Annotated in this window: 17 protein-coding genes; 5 read left to right on the forward strand and 12 right to left on the reverse strand. The window is 72.8% G+C overall.

Annotation, left to right across the window (positions count from 1 at the left end):
- Positions 1 to 251: 251 nt before the first annotated feature.
- The 3 genes from ABZ495_RS29625 to ABZ495_RS29635 all read left to right on the forward strand — a co-directional run bounded on the left by ABZ495_RS29625 (position 252) and on the right by ABZ495_RS29635 (position 3,075).
- Entirely contained in the window at positions 252 to 1,244 is a 993-nt protein-coding gene (locus ABZ495_RS29625) for a ParA family protein (protein WP_329488793.1), read from the forward strand.
- Positions 1,241 to 2,332: a ParB/RepB/Spo0J family partition protein gene (locus ABZ495_RS29630; RefSeq protein ID WP_359805930.1), complete on the forward strand. Its 1,092-nt coding sequence runs from the start codon at positions 1,241 to 1,243 to the stop codon at positions 2,330 to 2,332. Before ABZ495_RS29625 ends, ABZ495_RS29630 begins: the two co-directional genes overlap by 4 nt.
- 125 nt (positions 2,333 to 2,457) lie before the next feature.
- Positions 2,458 to 3,075: a GNAT family N-acetyltransferase gene (locus tag ABZ495_RS29635; protein ID WP_359805932.1), complete on the forward strand. Its 618-nt coding sequence runs from the start codon at positions 2,458 to 2,460 to the stop codon at positions 3,073 to 3,075.
- A gap of 126 nt (positions 3,076 to 3,201) precedes the next feature.
- Here ABZ495_RS29635 and trxA read toward each other — a convergent pair whose 3' ends face one another.
- The 7 genes from trxA to ABZ495_RS29670 all read right to left on the reverse strand — a co-directional run bounded on the left by trxA (position 3,202) and on the right by ABZ495_RS29670 (position 14,133).
- A complete protein-coding gene (gene trxA, locus ABZ495_RS29640; protein WP_329488790.1) occupies positions 3,202 to 3,528 on the reverse strand; it encodes a thioredoxin in 327 nt (108 codons plus the stop codon).
- Positions 3,529 to 3,660: 132 nt separating this feature from the next.
- Positions 3,661 to 4,626 carry a thioredoxin-disulfide reductase gene (gene trxB / locus ABZ495_RS29645; protein ID WP_352288563.1) on the reverse strand — a complete coding sequence of 322 codons (966 nt, stop codon included), beginning with the start codon at positions 4,624 to 4,626 and terminating at the stop codon, positions 3,661 to 3,663.
- Positions 4,627 to 4,896: 270 nt separating this feature from the next.
- Positions 4,897 to 5,907, reverse strand: coding sequence for a zf-HC2 domain-containing protein (locus ABZ495_RS29650; protein ID WP_359838958.1), 1,011 nt, complete (start codon positions 5,905 to 5,907; stop codon positions 4,897 to 4,899).
- Complete coding sequence (gene sigM / locus ABZ495_RS29655) at positions 5,904 to 6,704, reverse strand: RNA polymerase sigma factor SigM (protein ID WP_359838973.1); 801 nt, start codon at positions 6,702 to 6,704, stop codon at positions 5,904 to 5,906. Before sigM ends, ABZ495_RS29650 begins: the two co-directional genes overlap by 4 nt.
- Before the next feature lie 88 nt (positions 6,705 to 6,792).
- Positions 6,793 to 8,697: a protein kinase family protein gene (locus ABZ495_RS29660; protein WP_359805939.1), complete on the reverse strand. Its 1,905-nt coding sequence runs from the start codon at positions 8,695 to 8,697 to the stop codon at positions 6,793 to 6,795.
- Positions 8,698 to 9,002: 305 nt separating this feature from the next.
- A complete protein-coding gene (gene murJ, locus ABZ495_RS29665; RefSeq protein WP_359838960.1) occupies positions 9,003 to 11,528 on the reverse strand; it encodes a murein biosynthesis integral membrane protein MurJ in 2,526 nt (841 codons plus the stop codon).
- A 61-nt stretch (positions 11,529 to 11,589) separates the two neighbouring features.
- Positions 11,590 to 14,133, reverse strand: coding sequence for a DUF6049 family protein (locus tag ABZ495_RS29670; protein WP_359838962.1), 2,544 nt, complete (start codon positions 14,131 to 14,133; stop codon positions 11,590 to 11,592).
- 397 nt (positions 14,134 to 14,530) lie between these two features.
- On the opposite strand from ABZ495_RS29670, the gene ABZ495_RS29675 reads away from it, so the two are divergent.
- Entirely contained in the window at positions 14,531 to 15,955 is a 1,425-nt protein-coding gene (locus ABZ495_RS29675) for a CCA tRNA nucleotidyltransferase (protein ID WP_329492175.1), read from the forward strand.
- Positions 15,956 to 16,029: 74 nt separating this feature from the next.
- Here the strand turns inward: ABZ495_RS29675 and ABZ495_RS29680 are convergent, their stop codons facing one another.
- The 5 genes from ABZ495_RS29680 to ABZ495_RS29700 form a co-directional block, all read right to left on the reverse strand.
- Positions 16,030 to 17,058, reverse strand: a complete 1,029-nt coding sequence (locus tag ABZ495_RS29680; RefSeq protein ID WP_359805946.1) for a hypothetical protein — start codon at positions 17,056 to 17,058, stop codon at positions 16,030 to 16,032.
- Between the two features lie 61 nt (positions 17,059 to 17,119).
- Positions 17,120 to 17,764 carry a hypothetical protein gene (locus ABZ495_RS29685; protein ID WP_359838964.1) on the reverse strand — a complete coding sequence of 215 codons (645 nt, stop codon included), beginning with the start codon at positions 17,762 to 17,764 and terminating at the stop codon, positions 17,120 to 17,122.
- 95 nt (positions 17,765 to 17,859) lie between these two features.
- On the reverse strand, positions 17,860 to 19,197 hold the full coding sequence (locus ABZ495_RS29690) for an MFS transporter (protein WP_359805949.1): 1,338 nt from the start codon (positions 19,195 to 19,197) through the stop codon (positions 17,860 to 17,862).
- A gap of 155 nt (positions 19,198 to 19,352) precedes the next feature.
- Positions 19,353 to 20,435 carry an inositol-3-phosphate synthase gene (locus ABZ495_RS29695; protein WP_329488781.1) on the reverse strand — a complete coding sequence of 361 codons (1,083 nt, stop codon included), beginning with the start codon at positions 20,433 to 20,435 and terminating at the stop codon, positions 19,353 to 19,355.
- Between the two features lie 126 nt (positions 20,436 to 20,561).
- Positions 20,562 to 21,263, reverse strand: coding sequence for a helix-turn-helix transcriptional regulator (locus tag ABZ495_RS29700; protein ID WP_329488780.1), 702 nt, complete (start codon positions 21,261 to 21,263; stop codon positions 20,562 to 20,564).
- Positions 21,264 to 21,615: 352 nt separating this feature from the next.
- On the opposite strand from ABZ495_RS29700, the gene ABZ495_RS29705 reads away from it, so the two are divergent.
- On the forward strand, positions 21,616 to 24,282 hold the full coding sequence (locus tag ABZ495_RS29705; RefSeq protein ID WP_359838966.1) for a transglycosylase domain-containing protein: 2,667 nt from the start codon (positions 21,616 to 21,618) through the stop codon (positions 24,280 to 24,282).
- The last annotated feature ends 111 nt before the right edge of the window (positions 24,283 to 24,393 follow it).

The following is a 24,393-nucleotide window of genomic DNA, read 5'->3' on the forward strand; positions in this document are numbered from 1 at the left end:
GGCCGCGCGCGGTCGTCGTCTCCGGCACCCGGGCCCGCGCCGAAGGAGCCGGCGGCGGGCCCGGTGACGCCGGAGCGACCGGCGGGCGGCCGACCGGGTGACTCCCGGCCACCGGAGTGTCGCACCGTCAGAATTCCGACATTGCGGGCATGGTGTTTCACGTGAAACGTCGCTCCCTGCTTTCCGGAATCCTCAGTCGCAGCCGGGCGGCGACTGTTGCCGCTCCGGTTTCACGTGAAACACTGACCCCCATGCAGGACTCGGAGACCATCGACCAGATCGATGACACGCCCATCGCACGGGCTGCCCAGGCTGCGGTACAGGCGATCGGCCGAGCGGGCGAGGGTCTTCCCCGACCTGTCGCGACCCGGGTGATCGTGGTGGCCAACCAGAAGGGCGGGGTGGGCAAGACCACCAGTACCGTCAACATGGCGGCCTCGCTCGCGATGCACGGACTGCGCGTGCTGGTGGTGGACCTCGATCCGCAGGGCAACGCCTCCACGGCGCTCGGCATCGACCACCACGCCGAGGTGCCGTCGATCTACGACGTGCTGGTGGAGGGCAAGCCGCTGGCCGACGTGGTGCAGCCGGTGGTGGACGTCGAGGGGCTCTTCTGCGTCCCCGCCACCATCGACCTGGCCGGCGCGGAGATCGAACTGGTCTCGCTGGTCGCCCGGGAGAGCCGGCTGCAGCGCGCCATCGCCGCCTACGAGCAGCCGCTGGATTACATCCTGATCGACTGCCCGCCCTCGCTCGGCCTGCTGACGGTCAACGCGCTGGTGGCCGGCCAGGAGGTGCTGATCCCGATCCAGTGCGAGTACTACGCGCTGGAGGGCCTCGGCCAGCTGCTGCGCAACGTCGAGCTGGTCCGCGCGCACCTCAACCCCACGCTGCACGTCTCCACCATCCTGCTCACCATGTACGACGCCCGGACCAGGTTGGCCGCCCAGGTGGCCGAGGAGGTCCGGACGCACTTCCAGCAGGAGGTGCTGCAGACCGCGATCCCGCGCTCGGTCCGGATCTCCGAGGCGCCCAGTTACGGTCAGACGGTGATCACCTACGACCCGGGTTCGACCGGCGCGCTCTCCTACCTGGAGGCCGCCCGCGAGCTGGCGATGCGGGCGCCGGGCATCGGTACCGGCGGCACGCTGGTCGGTCAGCAGCGGGCGGGTCAGCAGCAGGGCAGCGAGCCGGGGCAGCACGCCCCGATGGCACAGCACGGCACGACGGAGGGCAATCGGTGAGTGGTCGCAGGGGTCTGGGACGAGGGCTCGGAGCGCTGATCGGACCCGCCGCACCGGCGGCCGACGGCGCGGCGACGCAGGCCTCGGCGGCCACGGTGGTGTCCCCCGGGACGGTCTCGCCGGGCGCGGTGCCGCTGCTGCCGACCGGGCGGGGAACGCTGGCGGCCAAGGCGGCCGCCGAGAGCCTGCGGGAGCAGGCCGAGCGGGAGCAGACGGCCGCCGCACCGGAGCTGGCACAGGTGCCCGGCGCCCGGTTCGCCGAGCTGCCGCTGGACTCGATCACGCCGAACCCGCGTCAGCCGCGCGAGGTCTTCGACGAGGACAAGCTGGCCGAGCTGGTCGCCTCCATCAAGGAGGTGGGCCTGCTCCAGCCGGTGGTGGTGCGCCAGGTCGCGCCCGAGCGCTTCGAGCTCATCATGGGCGAGCGGCGCTGGCGGGCCTCCCGGGAGGCGGGCCTGGAGCAGATCCCGGCGATCGTCCGGGCCACCGAGGACGACAAGCTGCTGCTGGACGCCCTGCTGGAGAACCTCCACCGGGCGGAGCTCAACGCGCTGGAGGAGGCGGCCGCCTACGACCAGCTGCTGCGGGACTTCTCCTGCACGCACGACGAGCTGGCGGACCGGATCGGCCGCTCGCGCTCGCACGTCTCCAACACCCTGCGGCTGCTGAAGCTCTCGCCGGGTGTGCAGCGGCGGGTGGCGGCCGGGACGCTGACCGCCGGGCACGCCCGGGCGGTGCTCGGGGTGCCGGACGCCGAGGGCCAGGAGGAGCTGGCCAAGCGGATCATCGCGGAGGGGCTCTCGGTGCGGACCACCGAGGAGCTCGTCATGCTGATGAGCGGCCAGGAGCCGAAGCCCAAGCGCTCGGTCGGACCGCAGGCGGGCAAGCTGCTCTCGCCGGCCTTCAACGACCTGGCGAGCCGGCTCTCGGACCGCTTCGACACCCGGGTCAAGGTGGAGGTCTCGCAGCGCGGCGGCAAGCTGGGCAAGGGCAAGGTCGTCCTGGAGTTCGGCTCGGTGGAGGACCTCAACCGGATCCTGGACAGCCTCGCGCCGGGTGAGGACGGGCTGCGGCTGTCGCAGGGCTGAGCCGGGGCCGACCACGGATCTCGACGGGTGCATGTTCCACGTGAGCGGCTGTTTCACGTGAAACATGCACCCATCGGCGTTCAGGGGGAATGCTCGACTGTGGAGTGGACGAGGAGGTGCGGGGCATGGGACGCCGGATCGTTCCGCTGACGCTGGACAACCTCAAGGACCTGCCGACGACCTGCCGCTCCTGCGTGTTCTGGGAGCTGGATCCGGTCACCGGCCGGGCGGCCGTCGAATCCGGGAAGTCGGAGGCGGAGAAGGAGGGCTGGATCTCCGCGGTGCTGCTGGAGTGGGGTTCCTGCGGCCGGGTCGTCTACGTGGACGACGACCCCGCCGGTTTCGTGCTCTACGCCCCGCCGGCGTACGTGCCGCGGTCGCAGTCCTTCCCGACCAGTCCCGTCTCGCCGGACGCCGTTCAGCTGATGATCAGCCGCGTGCTCCCGGGCTACCAGCGGCAGGGGATCGGCCGGGTGCTGGTGCAGACGGTGGCCAAGGACCTGATGGGGCGCGGGGTCCGGGCGATCGAGGCCTTCGGCGCGGTCGGCCGGCAGTCGCCGAGCTGTGTCCTGCCGGCGGATCATCTGCTGGCGGTCGGCTTCAAGACGGTCCGGCCGCACCACCGCTACCCGCGGCTGCGGCTGGAGGCACGCACCACGCTGTCCTGGCGCGGTGATGTCGAGGGCGCGCTGGAGCGGCTGCTGGGCGGAGGCCGGAAGGAGCCCGCGCTGCGACCGTTCTGAGCCGCGCTGTCCGGGGGAACCGGGAAGCCGGGAAGCCGGGAACGACGATGGCGGCGCCCCCGGGGTGGGGGCGCCGCCATCGCGGTGTGTCGGCCGGACCGGGCTCGGGGGCCCTGGGCCGACGGCCTAGAGGAAGTCGGCCAGCTCGCGCAGCAGCGCGGCCTTCGGACGGGCACCGGTGATGGACTTCACCGGCTCGCCGCCCTTGTAGACGATCAGCGTCGGGATCGAGATGACGTTGTACTGGGCAGCCGTCTGCTGGTTGGCATCGACGTCGAGCTTGGCGATGGTCAGCTTGTCGGAGTGCTCAGCCGCGATCTCGTCCAGGATCGGGGCGACCTGGCGGCACGGGCCGCACCAGGTGGCCCAGAAGTCGACCAGGACGGGCTTGTCGCTGTCCAGGACGTCGGCCTTGAACGTCGCATCGGTGACGGTAGTGGTGGCGCCGGCCACGGGAACTCCTCGGGGTGGTGCGGAGGGGGTGCTGCCAGGAGAACAACGGGCGGGCCCGTTCTGTTTCTGCCCGGCGGGGGTGGGGGTGTGTCACGTGGAACACCCCCACCCGGGGTGGGTCGGTGGGGGTGCTCAGACCGCCACGGTGGCGGCCGCGGCCTCCAGGTCGGCGAGCGAGGCCAGGTAGCGCTCGGCGTCCAGCGCGGCGGAGCAGCCGGTGCCGGAGGCGGTGATGGCCTGGCGGTAGGTGTGGTCGACGACGTCGCCGGCACCGAAGACGCCCGGGATGTTGGTCCGGGTCGAGGGGGCCTCGACCTTCAGGTAGCCCTCGGCGTCCAGCTCCAGCTGACCCTTGAAGAGGTCGGTGCGCGGGTCGTGGCCGATGGCGATGAACAGACCGGTGACGGCCAGCTCGCGGGTCTCGCCGGTGGTGGTGTCCCGCAGGGTCACGCCGCTCAGCTTCGGGTCGCCGTGGATCGCCTCGACCGCGCTGTCCCACTCGAAGCGGATCTTCTCGTCGGCGAAGGCGCGCTCCTGCATCGCCTTGGAGGCGCGCAGGGTGTCCCGGCGGTGGATGATCGTGACGCTGCGGGCGAAGCGGGAGAGGAAGGTGGCCTCCTCCAGAGCGGTGTCACCGCCACCGACCACGGCGATGTCCTGGTCGCGGAAGAAGAAGCCGTCGCAGGTGGCGCACCACGAGACGCCGCGACCGGAGAGCTTGTCCTCGTTCGGCAGGTCGAGCTTGCGGTGCTGCGAGCCGGTGGTGACGATCACGGCGCGGGCCCGGTGGACGTTGCCCTCGGAGTCCGTCACGGTCTTGATGTCGCCCGTGAGGTCGACGGCCACGATGTCGTCCGGGATCAGCTCGGCGCCGAAGCGCTCGGCCTGGGCGCGCATGTTGTCCATCAGCTCGGGGCCCATGATGCCGTCCCGGAAGCCGGGGAAGTTCTCGACCTCGGTGGTGTTCATCAGCGCGCCACCGGCGGTGACGGCGCCCTCGAAGACGAGGGGCTTGAGGGCGGCACGGGCGGTGTAGAGCGCAGCCGTGTAGCCGGCCGGGCCGGAACCGATGATGATCACGTTACGGACGTCGCTCACTGCATCTCCTGGTTCGCATCGCGACCCGCGCTAGGGCGGGGAGGGCGGTCCTGCTCCGCCGCCCGGGACAACGACTGACCAGTCTCTCGCATTCCCAGGCCGATCGGCACCAGGCGCCCGCAGTGTGGGAGTGCCGGGCCGCACCCGGCGTGGATCGCACGGGAACGGTGCGGGCGCGGCGGGCGGCCGGAGCCGGTCTCCCGGCGCGCCCGCAGCCCATGGGTGCGCCTTTTCGGCGGTCCTGCCGCGGGCCGCCGGTCGGCGCGCCGGTCAGGGGGCCGGGACGGTGCGGTGCAGCAGCACCGGGCCGCAGTCCGGCGCGCGGAGGTAGACGTCGACCCGGTCGGCCCTGCCCGCCACCCCGTACACCAGCAGCTCGGCCGGGTCACCGGCGTAGCTGCCGCGCTCGGAGGCCAGCAGCGGTCCGTCGGCGGGGGCCGGGCAGGCCGGGGCGCTGCCGCCCTGGCCGAGGCCCGGTCCGCCGTCGGTGGGTGCCGGCGCGGACGAGGCGGAGGGCTTGCGGGTCGCGCCCGGGCCCAGCCCCGGTCCGCCGTCGGCCGGTGGCGCGGCGGACCCGGACGTCTCGGCCCGGCCGTCGGGGGTCGCGCCGCTACGGGCGAGCAGCTGCTGCACCTGGGCCGCCAGCCGGTCGTCCTGGTACGCGGTGCCGCCGGTCGAGAGCTGCGCCTTGGGGCCGGCCGAGGGAGCCGTCGCGGCGGCCCGGGCGGAGGCGGTGTCCGCCGTCTGCCGCTCGGCCGGCCGCAGCAGCAGCGAGCTGCCGAGGCTGACCGCGAGCAGCGCGGCCGCGGCGCCGAGCAGGATCGCGGCCCGTCGGCGGCGCGGGCGGTGGCGGCCCGGACCGGTGGCGGAGGTCGCCGTGGCCGGCCGTCGGGGCGGCCCGAGGGGGGCTGTGGCAGGGCGCGGGGCGGCGGCCGGGCCCATGGACCGGGAGGGGGCCCCGGCGCCCGTGTGGGGGCCTTCGGGAGCCGTGGCGGGGGGCGTACCGGGGTCGGCCGCGTCGGCGTCGGCCGCCGCGGCCGCGAGGGCCGCGTCCAGCCGCGCCGCGATGTCGGCGGGCATCACCGGGGCCGGTGCCCCGGCCAGCAGGGTGGCGAGCCCGGCGAGCGCCTCGGCGGTCTCGCGGCAGTCGGCGCAGCCGGCCAGGTGCGCCCGCAGCGCCTCGGCGGCCGCGGGCTCGACCAGTTCCTCGGCGAGGTCGGCGAGCTCGTCGACGGAGGGGTGCGCTCCGACGGGGTCGGGGGAGGAGAGGGGGGCCGTCATCGCGTGCTCGCGTCTCCTTCCAGAAGGGGCCGACCGGTGTCGGGGCCTGTTCCTCTGACGGTCCTGGCCCCGGGCGGGTTCCCCGGGGGCGCGGCGCGGCCGCCCGGGGCGGTTCCCGACGGTCCGGCACCGTCCGGAGAGGCTGCTCCCGAGGGCCCCGTTTCACGTGAAACATCGGCTGCTCGTGAAACGCCGGCTGCACGTGAAACATCGGCGCCGCGGCCCTCGCGCAGGTGCCGCACCAGGGGCAGCAGACGGGCCCGGCCGCGGGCGCAGCGGCTCTTCACCGTGCCGACCGGCACGCCCAGCAGCTCGGCCGCCTCGGCGACCGGGTAGCCCTGCATGTCGACCAGGACCAGCGCGGCCCGCTGCTCGGGCGCCAGCTCGCCGAGCGCCGCCGCCACCTCCCGGTGCAGCTCGGCGCGGACCACCGGGGAGTCGGCCGGTTCGGCGGAGCCGACCATGGCGTCGAGGCGTTGCGGGTCGTCGTCGAGCGGCTTGGTGCGCCGCGCGGCGGTGCGCCGGGCGCGGTCCAGGCAGGCGTTGACGACGATCCGGTGCAGCCAGGTGGTGACGGCCGAGCGGCCCTGGAAGGTGTGGGCGGCGCGGAAGGCGGAGACCAGCGCGTCCTGGAGGGCGTCGGCGGCCTCCTCGCGGTCGCCCAGGGTGCGCAGGGCGACCGCCCAGAGCCGGTCGCGGTGGCGGTCGACCAGCAGGCCGAAGGCGGCCCGGTCGCCGGCGACGTGCCGGGCGAGCAGCGCCGCGTCGTCGTCCGTCCGGTCGGCCCCGTCCGCCACTGCCACCCCTCGCCCGTTCCGTGTCGTGCCGCCCCGCCCCGTCGGCCGGGGCGCGGCGTCCTGCCGTGCCCGTCCGGTCGGGCTCCGGTCAGCCGGAGACCTTGACCTCGGAGACGTAGGCCTTGTACTTGCCGTCCGTATCCTTCGGCAGGCTGGTCATCCAGAGCAAGAGGTAGCGGGTGGTGACCGGTTTCTCCAGGGCGTAGTCGAGCGTGGTGCCGCTCTGCTTGCCGACCGCCGTGAAGTCGCCCGGCTGTGCCTTGGCCGGGTCGCCGGCCGCCTGCGGGCCGGGGATCCGCAACTCCGCCGTGGTGCTGCCGACGAACTGCGCGCTGACCGAGCTGACGGCCTGCGGGGAACCGAGGTCGAGCAGCAGGCCGATGCCGTCCCGGAGGGCGGGCTTGGGGCCCAGCTGGTCGTTGTACCAGGAGCTGACCCAGGACGTGCCGGGGTCGCCGTCGAAGGCCTTGGCCGGGGAGTACTTGTTCTCGCCCGACGGGCTGAACGCCTGGGCGTCCTTGATCTGGATCGGCACCGGCGGGTGCGGGGCGGTGTGCGCGGTCGGCGACGTCCCGGAGGGCGAGGGGTCGACGGCGGCCACGGAGGTCCCGGGGTTGCGCAGGTGGTCCACCAGCTGCCAGGAGGCGACGCCGATCGCGCCGAGGGCCACCGTCCAGGCCGTCACCTTGAGCGCCCGGCGCAGCCGGCGGCGGGTGCGCCGGACCGGGGCCTGACGGGCCGGGGCGGGCGCCGGTCCGGCGCCGGGGGCGGCCACCACCCGGGTCGGGTTGGGCGCGGTGGGCAGTGCGTGGGTGGTGTGCCGGGGCGGCGGGGTGAAGGCGGGCAGCTCCGGCTCGGGCGGGCGGATCCGCGGCATCAGCGCGATCGCCCTGGCCAGCTCCTCCGGGGTGGAGATCGGCTCCGCGTGGTGCGGCGGCTGGTCGAATAGGGCGCGCGCGGCCAGCTCGGACAGGCCCTTGTGGACGCCGGCCCGGACCTGGTCCGGCGGGACGTCGCGGAGGTCCTTCGGCAGGCCCTGGAGGTCGTAGCGGTCCTCCGGGAACGGCCAGCGGTGGGTGAGCGCGGCGAACAGCAGGGCGCCGATGGCACGGGTGTCGGTGCGCTCGGCGTCCTCGTCGGCGCCCTCGGCGGGCAGACCGCGCAGGGCGGCGTCGACGGCGATGCCGTTGATCCGGTACTGGCCGCTGTCGGTGCGCAGCACGCAGCGCGGGGTGAGCCGCAGATGCGCCTGGCCGCGCCGGTGGGCGGCGGCCACCGCGTCGGTGACCTGGCGGACCATCTGGTAGGCCTCGTGCGGCTCCATCGGGCCGGTGACGAGCAGCTTGGCGAGGTCGGAGGCGTGCGGCAACCACTCCCGCACGACGTAGACCAGCTCGCCCTCCTGGACGGCGTCCAGGACCTGGACGAAGCGCGGGTCGCCGAGCAGCGCGGCCGACTTGGCGGCCGCCAGCACCGCCCGGGCGCGCTGGTGACCGGAGGCCATCAGGTGGACGCCGACGGCCCGGCGCAGCTTCTCGTCGACCGCTCGCCAGCTGCTGAAGGTCTCGGTGTGGGAGATGCACTCCTCCAGCCGGTACCGGTGGCCGACCTTGTCGCCGCTGTGCCGCAGCGGGGCGGGCAGGGTCCGCGGGAGGGTGGCGGTGTCACGGGGGTCGTGGGTCGGCTGCGGGTCCTGCGGGGGGCGCCCGGAGGGCCGGCCGGCGGGCGCCGCGGCCGGCTTGGGCCCGGCCTCGCGGGCGGCGAGCTCGGCCCGGATCTCGTCGGCGGAGAGCGGCGCGGTGATCTCCGAGGTCTCCTCGCCGGCGGGGCGCGCGGGCTTCGCCCGGTCCTCGTCGGCGTCCTCGGCGTCCTCGCCGGACGTGGTGGACGGGGCCGTCTCGGCGAGCTCGTCGATCGCCGCGGCCAGTGCGGCTTCGTCCGCCGCCCCGTCAGCTGCTGACGTGTCGACGACCGCCTTGGTGCCATCAGCCACCGTGGTCCTGCCTCCCCTTGTGTCGCCCCGGCCTGAGAGAGTCGCTGGAGCGCTCGGGCCGAGGCCCTGTGCTCCAGGACAATTGTGCCCACTCTTCTCCACCGAGTACGACCGCTGAAAGGTACCCGCGGTTGCGTGCCGGTGGAGAGATGTGGTGCAGATCCGACACTGGGCCGCCGGCTCGGTCCCGGGCGATCCCGGACACCGACGGCGGCCCAGCACCCGCCCGTGGGGGCGGAGAGTCCGGTCCGTCCGGTTGGCGCCCGGTCAGGGCGCCGTCCGGACGGACCGGTTGGTACGAAGGGTCAGCGACCCAGTCGGCCGCGCACCATGCCCAGCATGGCGTTCAGCTCCTCGATCCGCAGCTTCTTCGCGATCAGCACGAAGACGGCCAGCTGGACGCCGCCGGCCAGGACGATGGTCAGCACACTGCCGGTCCAGCCGTCGATGACCTGCTGGACCGCCAGGCTGACGCCCAGCCCGACCAGGGTGGCCGGCACACAGGCGGTGATCAGCCGGGTGTAGGTCTTGCCGATCCGCTTGGTGTCCAGGCCGCCGATCTTCTTCTTCAGCTTGGGCACCGCCACCGTCACTCCGACGGCGTACGCGAGACCGTACCCGAACGCCATGCCCGTCACGACCCACTCGGACGGCAGGACGATCCAGCAGAGCAGGGAGAACACGGCCTGGCAGGCCGCCACCCAGACGGTGTTGGAGAACGGCGTCCGGGTGTCCTCGTACGCGTAGAAGCCGCGCAGCATCACGTACTGCGCCGAGTACGGGATCAGGCCCAGGGCGAAGGCGGAGAGCATCAGACCGACGTTGGTGGCGTTGTCCAGGGCCACCTCGTTGCCGCCCACGGCGTAGATCGCGCGGCCGATCGCCGGGCCGAGCGAGAGGAACAGGAACGCGGCCGGGACGACCGCCACCGCGGTGCTGCGCAGCCCGTGCGAGAGGTCGTCGCGCACCGCGCCGGCGTCCTCGTCGGCAGCGGCCCGGGAGAGCCGGGGGAGTACCGCGCTCATGATCGAGACGACGATGACGGCCTGCGGCAGCTGCCAGATCAGCAGGGCGTTGGAGAAGGCGACGAGACCCACACCGCCGTGGCCGCCCTTCGCGGCGGAGTCCCCGGCCGAGGTGGCGAGCTGGGTGATGACCAGGTAGCCGGCCTGGTTGGCCAGCACGAAGAAGAAGGTCCACTTGGCCAGCCGGGCGGCCTTGCCCAGGCCGTGGCCGCGCCAGTCGAAGCGCGGCCGGTAGTGGAAGCCGGCCGCCCGCAGGTACGGGACCATCGACAGCGCCTGGACGGCGAGGCCGACCAGGGTGCCGATCCCGAGCAGCCGGACGCCCTCGGGGGAGATCGTCTCCGGGCTGACCTGGGTGGTGCCGGCGCCGCCGTAGACCCAGAGGTAGGCGGAGAAGGTGAAGATCACCACGATGTTGTTCAGGACCGGGGTCCACATCATCGCGCCGAAGCGGCCGCGGGCGTTGAGGATCTGCCCCATCACCACGTGGACGCCCATGAAGAAGATGGTCGGCAGGCAGTACCGGGCCAGGGCCACCGTGGTGTCGGCGCTGGCGGCGTTGCCCATGAGCGGGTGCGCGATCAGCTGCACCAGCAGCGGAGCGCCCAGCACGGCCACGAAGGTCACCCCGGCCAGGCCCACCATCACCAGGGTGAGCAGCCGGTTCGCGTAGGCCGTGCCGCCGTCCGCGTCGTTCTTCATGCTGCGGACCAGCTGCGGCACGAAGACGGCGTTCAGGGCGCCGCCGCCGATCAGGATGTAGAGCAGGGTGGGCAGGGTGTTCGCCGCGTTGTAGGAGTCACCCATCACGCCCAGGCCGATCGCGGCGGCGATCACCATGGTGCGCAGGAAGCCGGTGCCGCGGGAGACGAGCGTGCCGGCCGCCATGATGGCGCTGGAGTTCAGCAGGCTCGACACCTTGCCGCCGGTGGCGGGGGCGGGGGCCGGTGCGGCGGGCGCCTCGGCGGCCAGCTCCTCCAGCGGCTCCACCGCGGGCGGCAGCTGGACCGCCGCCACCTGCATGGTGGCCTCCTCCTCGGAGAGCGGCGGGTCGAACTCGATCGGCGGCACGAACGGGCGCTGCCCCTCCGGACCGTCGCGGTAGCCCTGCGGACCGGGGTGGCCCGGGTTCCCGTGGTACGCGCCGGCCGGGGGGAACGGCGCGGAGGACGGGAACGGCGACGGTCCGACCGGCGGCTGGGCCGTCATCGGGGGAGCCGGCGGCTCCGGAGCCGGCGGCTGCTGGGCCGGCGGGCGGGCCGCGGCCTCGGCGGACCGGCCGCCGAACAGGCCGTCCACCCCCACGTACTCGGTGCTCTCGGAGTCCCAGGCCGAATGCGCCGGGCCGGGCTGCCACTGCTGCTGGTGCGGCTGCTCCTGGCCGCCCCACTGGCCGCCGACCGGGGCCGGCTGCTCCCAGTGGGGCGCGCTCTGCTGCCAGGCCGCCACCGGCTGCTCGGCCGCGCCCTGGTGGGCCGCGCCCTGCTGCACCGGGGTGTCCCAGCCGGGCTGCACCGGCGGGACGGGCGGGGCGAACGTCGCCGGGGGGACCGGCGTCGGGTAGCCGCCGTTCTGCGGCGGCAGCTGCGGCGGCACGTCGTACGCGGCGACCGGCGGCTGCGGCTCGGCCGGCCGGGCGGCCCGCAGACCGTACGGGTCCTGGCCGTCCTGGGGACCCTGGTACGCGTCGGCCGCGTACGGGTCCTGGGCGTAGGTGTCGGCCACGTACCAGTCGCCGGACGGCGACTCGGCACCCGGCCGGCCCTCACCGCGGCCCGGCGGCCGCTCCTCGCTGCGCCCGGTCATGTCACCTCTTCGATGTCGTGGGGGAGGCCGCCCCGGAGAAAACGGGCGGGTATCGGCGGTGTCAAGGACCAACCTTCTCATCACTGGTGGTCCGATCCCGGCCATCTGCGGTGCTGCCGCGCGGTGTCTGCGCGGCTCCTCCACGCTCCGGCCCCTGGCCGTCCCCGTCCGCCGCCGCAGGCTCCGCCCGGTCCGCCTCCTCCTCGGGCCGGGCCGGCCGGTCGGCTGCCCCGTCGCCGGCCGCCGGGGCGTCGTCGAGCGGGTGGTCGTCCAGCGGCGCGTCACCGTACGGCTCGTCGCCGTCGTCCTCCACACGGCGCTTGCGCTGGCGGAAGAACCGCAGGGCCGCCAGCAGGAGCAGCACCAGACCGCCGCCGAAGACGTACAGCACCCCGTTGGTCACCGAGGTGACCTCCACGGTGAAGACCTGCGCGTCGCCGTACTTCTGCGGGTTCGGCCCGGTCGTCCAGAGCTGGGCGGTCACGGACACCGGCCCGTTGTTCTGGGCCTCGGCCGGGAACCGCAGGGTGACGCTCTGCGAAGCGGGCAGCACCAGCTCCTCGGCGGGCCGGATCTTGAGCCGGTTGGCCTGGCCCGGGAGCAGCACCAGCTTGAGGTTGGTGACCGGCTGGGTGAGGTCGTTGCGCACGCTGACCTGGAGCACCCCGGTGTCACCGGCGAAGGTGATGACGTTCTTCTTGGGGACGTACACCGCCTTGGTCAGCTCGCTGAGGTAGCCCGCCACGCCGTCCCGGTAGACGGAGCCCTCCGGCGCCTGCGCCCGCCACTCGGTCGACATCGAGCGGACCATCGCGGCGCTGAACGGGCCGCGCACCCGCTGGGGCAGGGTGAGCACGCGCATCAGGGTGTCCAGATCGCTCTGGATCCTGATGGTGTCGGTCAGCGCCGAGGACGGCAGCTCCGAGGCCCGGGCCTGCGACGGGTAGTCGGTGGCCGCCGGGACGGCGGTGTTGGCCTTCGGATCGGCCGCGGCCTGGGCGAGCGTGTCCAGCTTGACCGGGTCCACCCACCTGCCGGCCTGCGCCGCCAGCACGGCGGTGGCGAGCGCCTTGGCGGTGCCGGCGGTCAGGTCGCGCGGCGGCATCACCAGCAGACCGCGCGGGTTCTGCGGCTCCTGCCGGGAGATCACGAAGGTCTCGGCGAGGAAGCGCTGGACCGCCAGGGTCTGCTCCTGCGGCGTGTTCAGGTCCCGGTCGAACAGCGCGGAGACGGTCTCGTCGGCCACCACCGCGTTCTGTCCGCTGCCGATCGGGCGCACGGCGGTCGGGGTGTACTTCAACGCGTCCGGCTCCGGCAGGCTCGCGCCGTTGACCAGCACCAGGGAACTGCCGGTGCGCTGGGCCATCGCCGCGATCTGCTGGTCCAGGTAGCCCTGGTAGGGCCAGGCCACGTCCGAGCGGGTGTCCACCGCCAGCCGGCCCTCGACGGTCAGCCGGCCCGCCGTGGCGGCCTTGCCGAGCGCGGCGTCCACCCCCGGGAGCTCGGCGGCGTTGTGCGCGATCGAGGCGAGGTCCGGATCGGCGTACGGCAGCGACACCACCTGGCTGCCCGCCTTCGCCACGGCGGCCCGCAGCTTCTCCAGCCAGGCCGTGGCGGCCGCCGAGCCGCTGCCCGCGACGGTGTTGTCCTCCTTCGCCGCCTTCTTCTCCGTGCCGGGCTTCTGCACCCGGTACTGCTTGGTCATCGCGAACGCGGTGTCCAGCAGGTCCGGGTCGACCACCCAGGTCAGGTTCGGCAGCGTGGCGCCGGTCTCCACCAGCTCGTAGAGCCGGCCGCCCGGCGCGAACTCCGCCGCCAGGCTGTCGTCGCGCAGCACCGGGATGCTCTGGTCGTTGTCGGACATCGTCTGCGCGGCCAGCACCGGGGCGTGGACCAGCGGCCAGACGGTGGTGAGCTTGGAGGGCTGCGCCTCGGCCGTGGACGGGGTGTAGGGCAGGAAGGTGCGGGCGATGCCCAGCGGGCGGTCGTGCTGGTTGTCGCCGGTCGAGCCCCAGACGTCCACGGCGAGTTCGTAGACGCCCTCACCGCCGGACAGCTGGAGGTCGGCCACCGCGACGCTCAGCGTGAACGGCTGGCTCTGGCCCGGGCCCAGCTCGTTCAGCGCGTACTGGGGGCTGTCCAGGTCGACGCCGTCCGCGCCGACCGGATTGGTCCGGCCCGCGGTCACGGTCAGATCGCTGCGGGTGGTCAGCGGCCGGCCCTGCCAGGGCTTGCGCACCGCGGCGTGGGCCGACTTCAGCACCGACTGACCGGCGTTGGTGACCTGCCCGGTGATCGTCACGGTGCCGTTCTGGACGGCCACCGGCTTGTTCACGCCGTCGATGGTCATCACCACCGGGTACTCGGCGGAGACCGCCGTCCCGGCCGCCGGACGGCCGCCCCCGGCGGGCGACGCCCCGGTCGCTCCGGCCGGCACGGCCGGGAGCAGCGCCAGCGCGGCGCCGAGGACGGCCGCCAGCCGCCGGACGGCACGCGCCGGGCGGCGCCCCGGGCCCCGCCCGTCGGCGCCGCCTCCGGTGCGTTCGCAGGCCCGCCCAGGGTGTCCGTCCGCCTCCAGGCCCGAGTGCCGTGCCGGCTCGCCCACGCGCTTCGCCCTCGCCGTTCTCGATTGCTCGCTGCTTGATGCTGTACTGCTGCGGATGTCCCGCCGGCCGGAGAGGACCGGCCGTGGATCGGTGGATCGATGGATCGGTGGATCGGTGGATCGGTGGTGAGGAACGCGTCCGCCCGACGGTCCGGTCGGCCGTGCCGGCGCGCGGCACCGCGGCTCCTCGCCGGTGCCCGAGACTCGCTCCACCCGGCATGGTAACGATGCGGCGGGTGGTGCAGTGTTGCGGGCCTTGGAGTGAGCACCGGAAAACGCGCGGGCAGCGGGGCCGCCGGGCCACGTACCCTTGTGAGCCGTGTCCACTGCCAATGAGCCCACCGCCCACGAGTCCGGCGCCCATCATTCCAGCATCGCCACCCAGGCCGTCCCAGGGCTGAGCGAGGCGCAGACCCGGGGGCTGCAGGAACTGCTCCGGGTGTCCCCGGTCGCCGACGAGATCGCCCGCCGCTTCCAGGCCGCCGGGCACCGGCTCGCGCTGGTCGGCGGCTCGGTCCGGGACGCGCTGCTCGGCCGCCTCGGCAACGACCTGGACTTCACCACCGACGCCCGTCCGCACGAGGTCCTGAAGCTGGTGAAGGGCTGGGCGGACGCCGTCTGGGACGTCGGCATCGCCTTCGGCACCGTCGGCGCCCGCAAGGACACCCCGCAGGGCTCCTTCCTGATCGAGATCACCACGTACCGCTCCGAGGCGTACGACCGCACCTCGCGCAAGCCCGAGGTCACCTACGGCGACACCATCGAGCAGGACCTCGTCCGCCGTGACTTCACCGTCAACGCGATGGCCGTCGACCTGCCCGACCGCGGCTTCGTCGACCCGCACCGCGGTCTGGACGACCTGGAGGCCCGGGTGCTGCGCACCCCCGCCACCCCGGAGGAGTCCTTCTCCGACGACCCGCTGCGGATGATGCGGGCCGCCCGCTTCGCCGCCCAGCTGGACTTCGAGCCGGCCCCCGAGGTGGTCGCCGCGATGACCGCGATGGCCGAGCGGATCACCATCGTCTCCGCCGAGCGGGTCCAGGCCGAGCTCAACAAGCTGCTGGTCGCCGCCCACCCGGTGAAGGGCCTGCGGCTGCTCGTCGACACCGGCCTGGCCGACCACGTGCTGCCCGAGCTGCCGGCGCTGAAGCTGGAGCGGGACGAGCACCACCGGCACAAGGACGTCTACGAGCACTCGCTGACCGTCCTGGAGCAGGCCATCGACCTGGAGCAGGACGGCCCCGACCTCACGCTGCGCCTCGCCGCGCTGCTGCACGACATCGGCAAGCCGCGGACCCGGCGCTTCGAGTCCGACGGCCGGGTCTCCTTCCACCACCACGAGGTGGTCGGCGCCAAGATGACCCGCAAGCGGATGCGTGAGCTCAAGTACTCCAAGGAGCTCACCGAGGACGTCTCGCGCCTGGTCGAGCTGCACCTGCGCTTCCACGGCTACGGCGGCGGCGAGTGGACCGACTCGGCGGTGCGCCGCTACGTCACCGACGCAGGGCCGCTGCTGGAGCGCCTGCACAAGCTGACCCGCTCCGACTGCACCACCCGCAACCGGAAGAAGGCGGCGGCGCTCTCCCGGACGTACGACGGGCTGGAGGAGCGGATCACCGAACTGAAGGCCCAGGAGGAGCTGGACGCCGTCCGCCCCGCGCTGGACGGCAACCAGATCATGGAGCTGCTCGACCTCAAGCCGGGTCCGCAGGTCGGCAAGGCGTACAAGCACATGCTCGAACTGCGTCTGGAGCACGGCCCGCTGGAGCACGAGGAGGCGGTCGCCGCCCTCCGTGCCTGGTGGGCGGCCCAGCAGGGCTGAGCAGGGCGCGGCACGCCGGAGGGGTGGCCCGGGGACTCCCCGGACCACCCCTCCCGCGTCGTGGCGGTGGGCCGTCAGCCGTTGATCCCCTGGAGGCAGAGGACGTAGCTCAGCGCCGCGGTGGACGCCTCGCGGGTGTAGCTGCTGTCCGAGTTCGGCACGTTGTCGCACGCCTTGTCGTCGCTGGAGGCGAGGATCTTGCGCAGCACCTTGTACTGGGCCCGCGAGTCGGAGCAGGCGAGCATCGTGATCCGCGGGTTGGGGTCGTGGGTGGCGCCCGTTCCGTTCTCGTTGCGCAGGCAGTCGCCGGCCTTGGCCCGGTCGATGTCGCTGGGCACCGAGGAGGCCCCGGCCGGGGAGGACGGCTTCGCCGCACCCGGCGTGGTGATCTCCGGGATCGGCGGCAGCGAGAAGGACGGCATCGGGGGCATGGACACCGTGGCCGGCGGCGGCAGCACGATCGGGTGGTACGGCGTGGCGCTGCGGTGGTTCGCCCCGAGCAGCGCGCCGGTGGTGATCAGGATGACGAACGACGTGATCGAGAGGATCGGCAGCAGCAGCATCAGCATGTGCGGCCGCTTGGTCAGCGGGACGCCCGGGTCGAGCTGCGGGCCGTGGGTGCCGGGGGCGGGCGGCGGCAGGTCCTTGATCTTGTTGTGCGCGGCCAGGTTCCGCAGCAGGGTGATCGGCGTGATGATCGAGGACAGGTAGCCCCACCAGCCCTGGACCAGGGTGCGGGCGGACATGTCGCGGACCACCGCGGTGCCGCAGGTGCGGCAGAACGGCCCCGGCTGCTTCAGGAACCGCATGACGATGATGATGCCCTGGTGCCCGCGGACGGTGGTCTCCACCGCGGGGAAGCCGCCGCAGAACCGGCAGACCGGTCCGCCCTGGGGCGGCTGCTGCGCGTACCCCGCCTGCTGCTGCGGGTAGCCGTAACCGGGCGGTGCGGGCTGTGCGGGCACTCCGTACCCGGGTGCGGCCGGCGGCGGCGCGGCGGGGTAGCCGTAGCCGGGCGGGGCCGCGGGCGGCGGCTGGGCGCCGTACGGATTGCCGGCCGCGTAGGGGTTGGCGTCGGCCGGCGGCGGGGCGCCGTACGGCATCTGGGGAGGTGGAACGGACAAAGGGGGTCCCCCGTGGAAGGTGAGCGGTGAGGAGAAGGGGTCAGGACTTCTTGACCGGCGGCACACCGGTGGTCAGCGGACCGAGGCAGAGCACGTAGCGCTTCTTGTTCCAGCGCCGCCCGCTCTTGCCCGAGACGGTGCTGGTCGTTCCGACGGTCTGCCTGCAGCGGCTGGTGTCGGTGCTGTCGAACGTGGCCAGCACCTTGTAATTGGCCTTGCTGTCGGTGCACTTGACGATGTCGACACTGCGCGAGCCGCTGGCCTTGACGCAGTCGCCCGCCTTGGCGCTGCTGACGCTCGGGCCGCTGACGAAGTAGCCGACGACCAGCGCGGCGCCGCCGACCACGGCGACGCCGGCCTTCAGCTTGGCCTTGGTCCCGGTCTTGCGCGCCGGCTCGGCGGGCGGTTGCCCGTACGGCGGCTGCTGGCCGTACGGGGCCTGGCCGCCGGGCGGCGGACCGTACGGGGGTTGCCCGTACCCGGGGGCGGCCGGGGCGGGCGGCGGCGCGGCCGGGTAGCCGTAGGCCGGCGGCTGTCCGTAGCCGGCGGGCGCCGGCTGGGGCGGGCCGTACTGCGGAGGCGGAGCACCGTACGGCGGTCCGCCCTGGGGCGGAACGCCCGGCCCGGGGGCCTGCGGATAGCCGTACTGGGGCGGCGGTCCGTACGGACCGGGCGGTGTGCTCATCAGGTTCTCCCCCGAGACAGAGTGCTGTCGCTCCGACAGATCTGACGTACCTTAGCGACTCACCCGGACGGGGCAGGTTCCGAGGGTGCGCGGTCTCAGGACACCCGGTCGCCGGGGAGCGGTCCGGTCCGCCGGGCCGCCCGCAGATAGCACACGGCGGCGAGCGCGTAGACCAGGGAGACTCCCACGACCACCCCGACCGAGCGGCCGGAGAGCGGCAGCACCAGCGCGGTCACCGTGGCGGCGGCCACGAAGGCGACGTTGAACAGCACGTCGTAGATGGCGAAGACGCGGCCGCGGTAGTCGTCCTCGACCGACTCCTGGACGACGGTGTCGGCGCAGATCTTGGTGCCCTGGGTGACCACGCCGAGCAGCAGCGCCGCGATCAGGCACGGCACCAGGGAGAAGCCCAGGCCGAGCGCGGGCACGAAGACCACCGGAGCCGCCAGGCAGAGCGTCATCCAGCCGCCCAGCCCGAGCCGGCGGGTGCACCACGGGCTGATCACCGCGGCGAGGAAGAAGCCGGCGGCGGAGAGGCCGACCGCCTGGCCCAGGGTGACCAGTCCGGCGGCGCTGTCACCCGGGTCGTTGAAGGTGTAGCGCGCGAGCATCACCAGGACGACGATCAGCACGCCGTAGCAGAACCGGGCCGCGGTGACGGCGGCGAGGGCGTGCACCGCGGGCCGGCAGTCCCGGACCAGATGGGTGACGGCCGCGCCCAGGTCGCGGGCGGCCAGCACCAGCGCCCGGCCCAGCGGCGGGCGGTCGGTGCGGTGCTCGGGCCCCAGCAGGTCCCGGTCCATCCGGCGGGCCGCCAGCGCGGCCGACAGGTAGAGCAGCGCGGCGACGGTGACCAGCGCCGCGTCGGCCCTCGGCCCGGGGGTCAGCACCTGGTGCAGCAGGAAGCCCAGGCCTCCGCCGGAGGCCGCGGCGACCGTGCCCAGGGTGGGGGAGAGCGCGTTGGCGGTCACCAGCTGGTCCTGCGGGACGACCCGGGGCAGCGCCGCGGACAGGCCCGCCAGGATGAACCGGTTGAGCGCGGTGACCAGCAGCGCGGAGGCGAAGAACAGCGCGGTCGGGGCCTCGGCCAGGAGCAGGCCGCCGGTGACCAGGCCGAGCCCGAACCGGGCCAGGTTGCCGTAGAACAGCACCTGACGGCGGCGCCAGCGGTCCAGCAGCACGCCGGCGAACGGGCCGATCACGGAGAACGGCAGCAGCATCACGGCCAGCACCGAGGCGATGTCGGCGGGGGAGGACTGCTTCTCCGGGGAGAACACCACGTAGGCGGCGAGCGAGACCTGGAAGACGCCGTCGGAGAGCTGGGAGAGCACCCGGGCGGTCAGCAGTCGGCGGAAATCTCGCCCGCGGAGCAGGCCGAGGAGCGTGGCGCGGTGCGCGGTCTGGTCGGTGCTGCCGTTGTCCGTGATCGCCACCCGCCCAGACTGCCATGGAACCGGTCCGTGTTTCACGTGAAACATTCGCCGGAAAACGGTGAACGGGCCCACGGCGGACCGTGGACCCGTTCAGCGCGTGTCCTGTGCTCAGCGCCCGGAACCCGGGCGCCCGACGATCGGGATCGTCATCGAGCTCAGCGCTCGACCTCGCCCTTGATGAACTTCTCGACGTTCTCGCGGGCCTCGTCGTCGAAGTACTGGACCGGCGGGGACTTCATGAAGTACGAGGACGCGGAGAGGATCGGGCCGCCGATGCCGCGGTCCTTGGCGATCTTCGCGGCGCGCACGGCGTCGATGATGACACCGGCGGAGTTCGGGGAGTCCCAGACCTCGAGCTTGTACTCGAGGTTCAGCGGGACGTCGCCGAACGCGCGACCCTCAAGGCGGACGTAGGCCCACTTGCGGTCGTCGAGCCACGCCACGTAGTCGGACGGGCCGATGTGGACGTTGTTGGCGCCCAGCTCACGGTCCCGGATCTGCGAGGTGACGGCCTGCGTCTTCGAGATCTTCTTGGACTCCAGGCGCTCACGCTCGAGCATGTTCTTGAAGTCCATGTTGCCGCCGACGTTCAGCTGCATGGTGCGCTCGAGCACGACACCGCGGTCCTCGAACAGCTTGGCCATCACGCGGTGCGTGATGGTGGCGCCGACCTGGGACTTGATGTCGTCACCGACGATCGGCACGCCGGCCTCGGTGAACTTGTCCGCCCACTCCTTGGTGCCCGCGATGAACACCGGGAGGGCGTTCACGAAGGCGACCTTGGCGTCGATGGCGCACTGGGCGTAGAACTTCGCCGCGTGCTCCGAACCGACGGGCAGGTAGCAGACGAGAACGTCGACCTGCTGGTCCTTGAGGACCTGGACGACGTCGACCGGGGCCTCGTCGGACTCCTCGATGGTCTCCCGGTAGTACTTACCGAGGCCGTCGAGGGTGTGGCCGCGCTGGACGGTGACACCGGTCGGCGGCACGTCGCAGATCTTGATGGTGTTGTTCTCGCTGCTGCCGATGGCGTCGGCCAGGTCGAAGCCGACCTTCTTGGCGTCGACGTCGAAGGCGGCGACGAACTCCACGTCACGGACGTGGTACTCACCGAACTGGACGTGCATCAGGCCGGGGACCTTGCCGGCCGGGTCGGCGTCCTTGTAGTACTCGACACCCTGCACCAGCGACGCGGCGCAGTTGCCCACGCCCACGATGGCTACGCGAACCGAACCCATTCCGGTTGCTCCCTGTGATCTCATGAGGGCCGCCGGTGCTCGGCGGCGCTCGTCCTGCGTTTTCGATGAATGCCTGACGGGCGCGAGGCGCCCACTCCTACCGCGCGGCACAGGGCGGACGCGGTGTCAGCGCTCCTGGTCGGAGCGCCCCGGGCGGTCGTACGGTGGCCCGGGCGGATCCGGGGATCCGGCCTCCTGGCCACGGCCGTCCGAAGTCTTGTCGGATCCTGCGGTACTCGGCCCGCCGGTGAGCGGTCCGGTCCGGCCACTGCGGTTGGCCCGCTCGGTCTCGATCAGCTCGTTGAGCCACCGGACCTCGCGCTCCACCGACTCCAGGCCGTGCCGCTGCAGCTCGACGGTGTAGTCGTCGAACCGCTCGCGGGCCCGGGCGAGCGAGTTGCGCATCCGTTCGAGGCGCTCCTCCAGCCGACTGCGGCGACCCTCCAGGACGCGCATCCGCACGGCCCGGTCGGTCTGGCCGAAGAACGCGAAGTGGACGCCGAAGTGCTCGTCCTCCCACGCGTCGGGGCCGGAGTCGGCCAGCAGCTCCTCGAAGCGCTCCTTGCCCTCGGGGGAGAGCCGGTAGACGATCTTGGACCGCTTGCCGTTGAGCGCGGTGGCCGGGACGTACTCGTCGTCCGGGTTGTCCTCGACGAGGAAGCCCTGGGCCACCAGGCTCTTCAGACACGGATAGAGCGTTCCGTAGGAGAACGCGCGCAACGTTCCGAGCAGGACGTTGAGCCGCTTGCGCAGCTCGTACCCGTGCATCGGGGCGTCGTGGAGCAGGCCGAGAACGGCGAACTCCAGCACTCCTGAGCGCCTGCCCAATGCCGTCGTCCTCCTTCCTCCAGGCCGGGTCCTGGCCCGCCGTCTCCGGCGGTATGCCGTGCCGATGTATCGGCTCGATATATCGAGAACAGTAAACCTGGGTCCCCGGTCGAGCAAGGGGGGCACGCGTGAATGTGATCACAAGGCGACGCGCAGGTGTGCTTGGCAACGGGCATGTAATGATCTGCCGCCGTTTTGCGGGCATTGATACCTGATGCCCGATTAGGTGCGGTTCTCGGCTGCGTACGCTGTCGCGTGTGCACGAGGACCACCTCCGGGGTTAGGGCGGTTGCGGGCATCGGACGTGAACCCTGCCTTCAGGCTCGACCGCCTGGCGAGGAGTAGCTGGAACATGAGCGAACGACGGCGGAGGTCTGCCGACGGTGGCGGGCAGCCCCCGGGTGACAACGGCCGCCCGGGCGGCGCGGGACAGGACGGGCCCGGCCCGGACGGTCCCGGCCGCCGGCGTCCGGCGGGTGTCCGGGAGACCGCGCAGCAGCCCCGGATGACCCGGGCCGAGATGCGCAAGGCGGCCCAGAGGGGCGGCAAGCGCGCCGGCGGCGCGGCGGCGGCCGGTGCGGATGACCGCGGTGGCAAGCCCGGCAAGCCCGGCAAGCCCGGCAAGAAGCGGTTCATCGACTACCCGCGCTTCGGCAAGCAGGGCGTCCGCCGCTGGCTGCCGTCGTGGAAGCAGTGGCTCACCGGCTTCCTGGTCTTCTTCGCGACCTGCGTGGGCGGGGTCTGGTACGCCTACGCGTCCACCACCGTCCCGCAGATCCACGACCTGGTGAACGACCAGAACAACATCTACTACTGGGCCGACGGCTCGGAGATGGCCCGCAAGGGCGAGACCAACCGGCAGATCGTCGAGCTCGCCGACATCAGCCCCAACGTGCAGAACGCCGTCATCGCCGCGGAGAACGCCACCTTCCGCACCGACAGCGGCATCGACCCCGTGGGCATGATGCGCGCCGTGTACAACATGGCGACCGGCGGCGAGACCCAGGGCGCCTCGACGATCACCCAGCAGTACGTCAAGAACGCCTACCTGAGCCAGGACCAGACGCTCAGCCGCAAGGTGCGCGAGTTCTTCATCACCCTGAAGGTCAATCAGGAGACGGAGAAGAACGACATCCTGCGGGACTACCTGAACGTCAGCTGGTTCGGCCGCGGGGCCACCGGCATCCAGGCGGCCTCCCAGGCGTACTACGGCATCGACGCCAAGGACCTCGACATCTGCCAGAGCGCCATGCTGGCCGGTCTGCTCAAGGGCGCCGCACTGTACGACCCCACCATTGCGGCGAACAAGGACCGCGCCGTGGAGCGCTGGACCTGGATCCTGAACCGGATGGTCACCACCAAGAACGCCACGGCGGAGGAGCGGGCCAAGTGCACCGCGTTCCCCGAGCCGATCCCGCGCAAGCCGCCGACCAACATGAACGGCGAGATCAGCTACCTGGTCGACACCGCGAACAAGTTCATGATGTCCAAGGACCCGACGATCACCCAGCAGTCGATCGACAAGGGCGGCTACAAGATCTACACGACCTTCGAGAAGGACAAGGTCGACGCCCTCAAGAAGGCCGTGGACGACGTCAAGGGCGAGACGCTCAACGTCCAGAAGCGGCCCGAGAAGGACAACTTCGTCCAGTTCGGCGCGGCCAGCGTCCGCCCCGGCGACGGTGCGATCGTCGCCATATACGGCGGCGACGGCGTGGAGAACCAGCACTTCGACAACAACGCGGACGCCAAGGGCGTCCAGGTCGGCTCGACCTTCAAGCCCTTCGTGCTGGCCGCCGCGATGCAGGTCGGGGTGCAGACCGCGAAGGACGACAAGGGCCAGCCGAAGCGGATCAACGCCGACAGCCGCTACCTCTCGGACGACCTGTCCGAGATCCGCAAGCCGGACGGCTCGCTGGTGATCGGTGACGACGGCAAGCCGTACCGGCAGAAGAACGAGGACGCCGGCAAGCGCGGCTACGTCTCGCTGCGGGCGGCCATGCAGAACTCCTTCAACGTCCCGTTCGTCCAGCTCAACCAGGACGTCGGCGGCCAGAACGTGGCCAACATCGCCGAGGCGATGGGCGTGCGCAAGGAGAGCTTCGCCGACCCCAAGACCCCGACCTTCGCGCTCGGCACCTCCACCGTGAGCCCGATCCGGATGGCCGACGCGTACGCGACCCTGGCGGCCAGCGGCAAGCAGGCCGACCCGTACTCGGTGACCAAGGTCGAGGTGAAGGGCACGGCGCGGCCGGGCTTCAGCAAGCCCGAGCTCAAGCAGGCGCTGGAGCCGGCCGTCGCGGACAACGTCACCGACGTGCTGGTGAACGTGGCGAAGAACGGTACCGGCTCCAAGAGCAACGCGCTGGGCCGCCCGGTGGCCGGCAAGACCGGTACCACCGACGAGAACAAGTCGGCCTGGTGGGTCGGCTACACCCCGCAGCTGGCCACCAGCGTCGCGATGTGGCGCGAGGACCCGACCAAGCACGAGCGCCTGTCGCTCAACGGCACCGGCGGCAAGGACTCGGTGCACGGTGGTGACACCCCGACCGACATCTTCACCCGGTACATGAAGGCCGCCCTGGCCAACGAGAAGAAGATGGACTTCCCGACGCCGCAGCCGGTCGGCACCCAGGTGGACTCCTCCGGGGCGCCGAGCACGGCCTCGCCCTCTTCCTCGCCGACGATGACCGAGACCACGGCGCCCACCGCGCCGGACCCGGGCGCGCAGCAGCCGACGCAGCCCACCAACACCCAGCCGGCCTGTGTGCCCGGCGTGGACTGCCCGGGCACGGTGCCGACCCAGGCGCCGACCAAGACCCAGCCGCCGACCGGCGGTGGCGGCAACGGCGGTGGCGGATCCTCGCCCACCTGCCTCATCCCGGGGCTCTGCACCACCCCGCAGCCGACGTCGTCGACCGCGTCGACCGGGCCCGCGCCCAGCAGCACCAAGCCGACCAAGCCGACCATGTCGCCCAGTCCGACGGGTGGTGCCCAGCAGGGCGCGGCGGCGCCCTGACGCCCGGCGCCGAGCGGCGCGAGACGTGCGAACGGCGGTGGCGGACCTCCTCGGAGGTCCGCCACCGCCGTTCCGTCGTTCCCGGCCGGGGGGCGCGGCGCCGCCCTGCCC

Origin of the sequence: Kitasatospora sp. NPDC005748, from assembly GCF_040630735.1 — a bacterium.
GTDB lineage: Bacteria > Actinomycetota > Actinomycetes > Streptomycetales > Streptomycetaceae > Kitasatospora.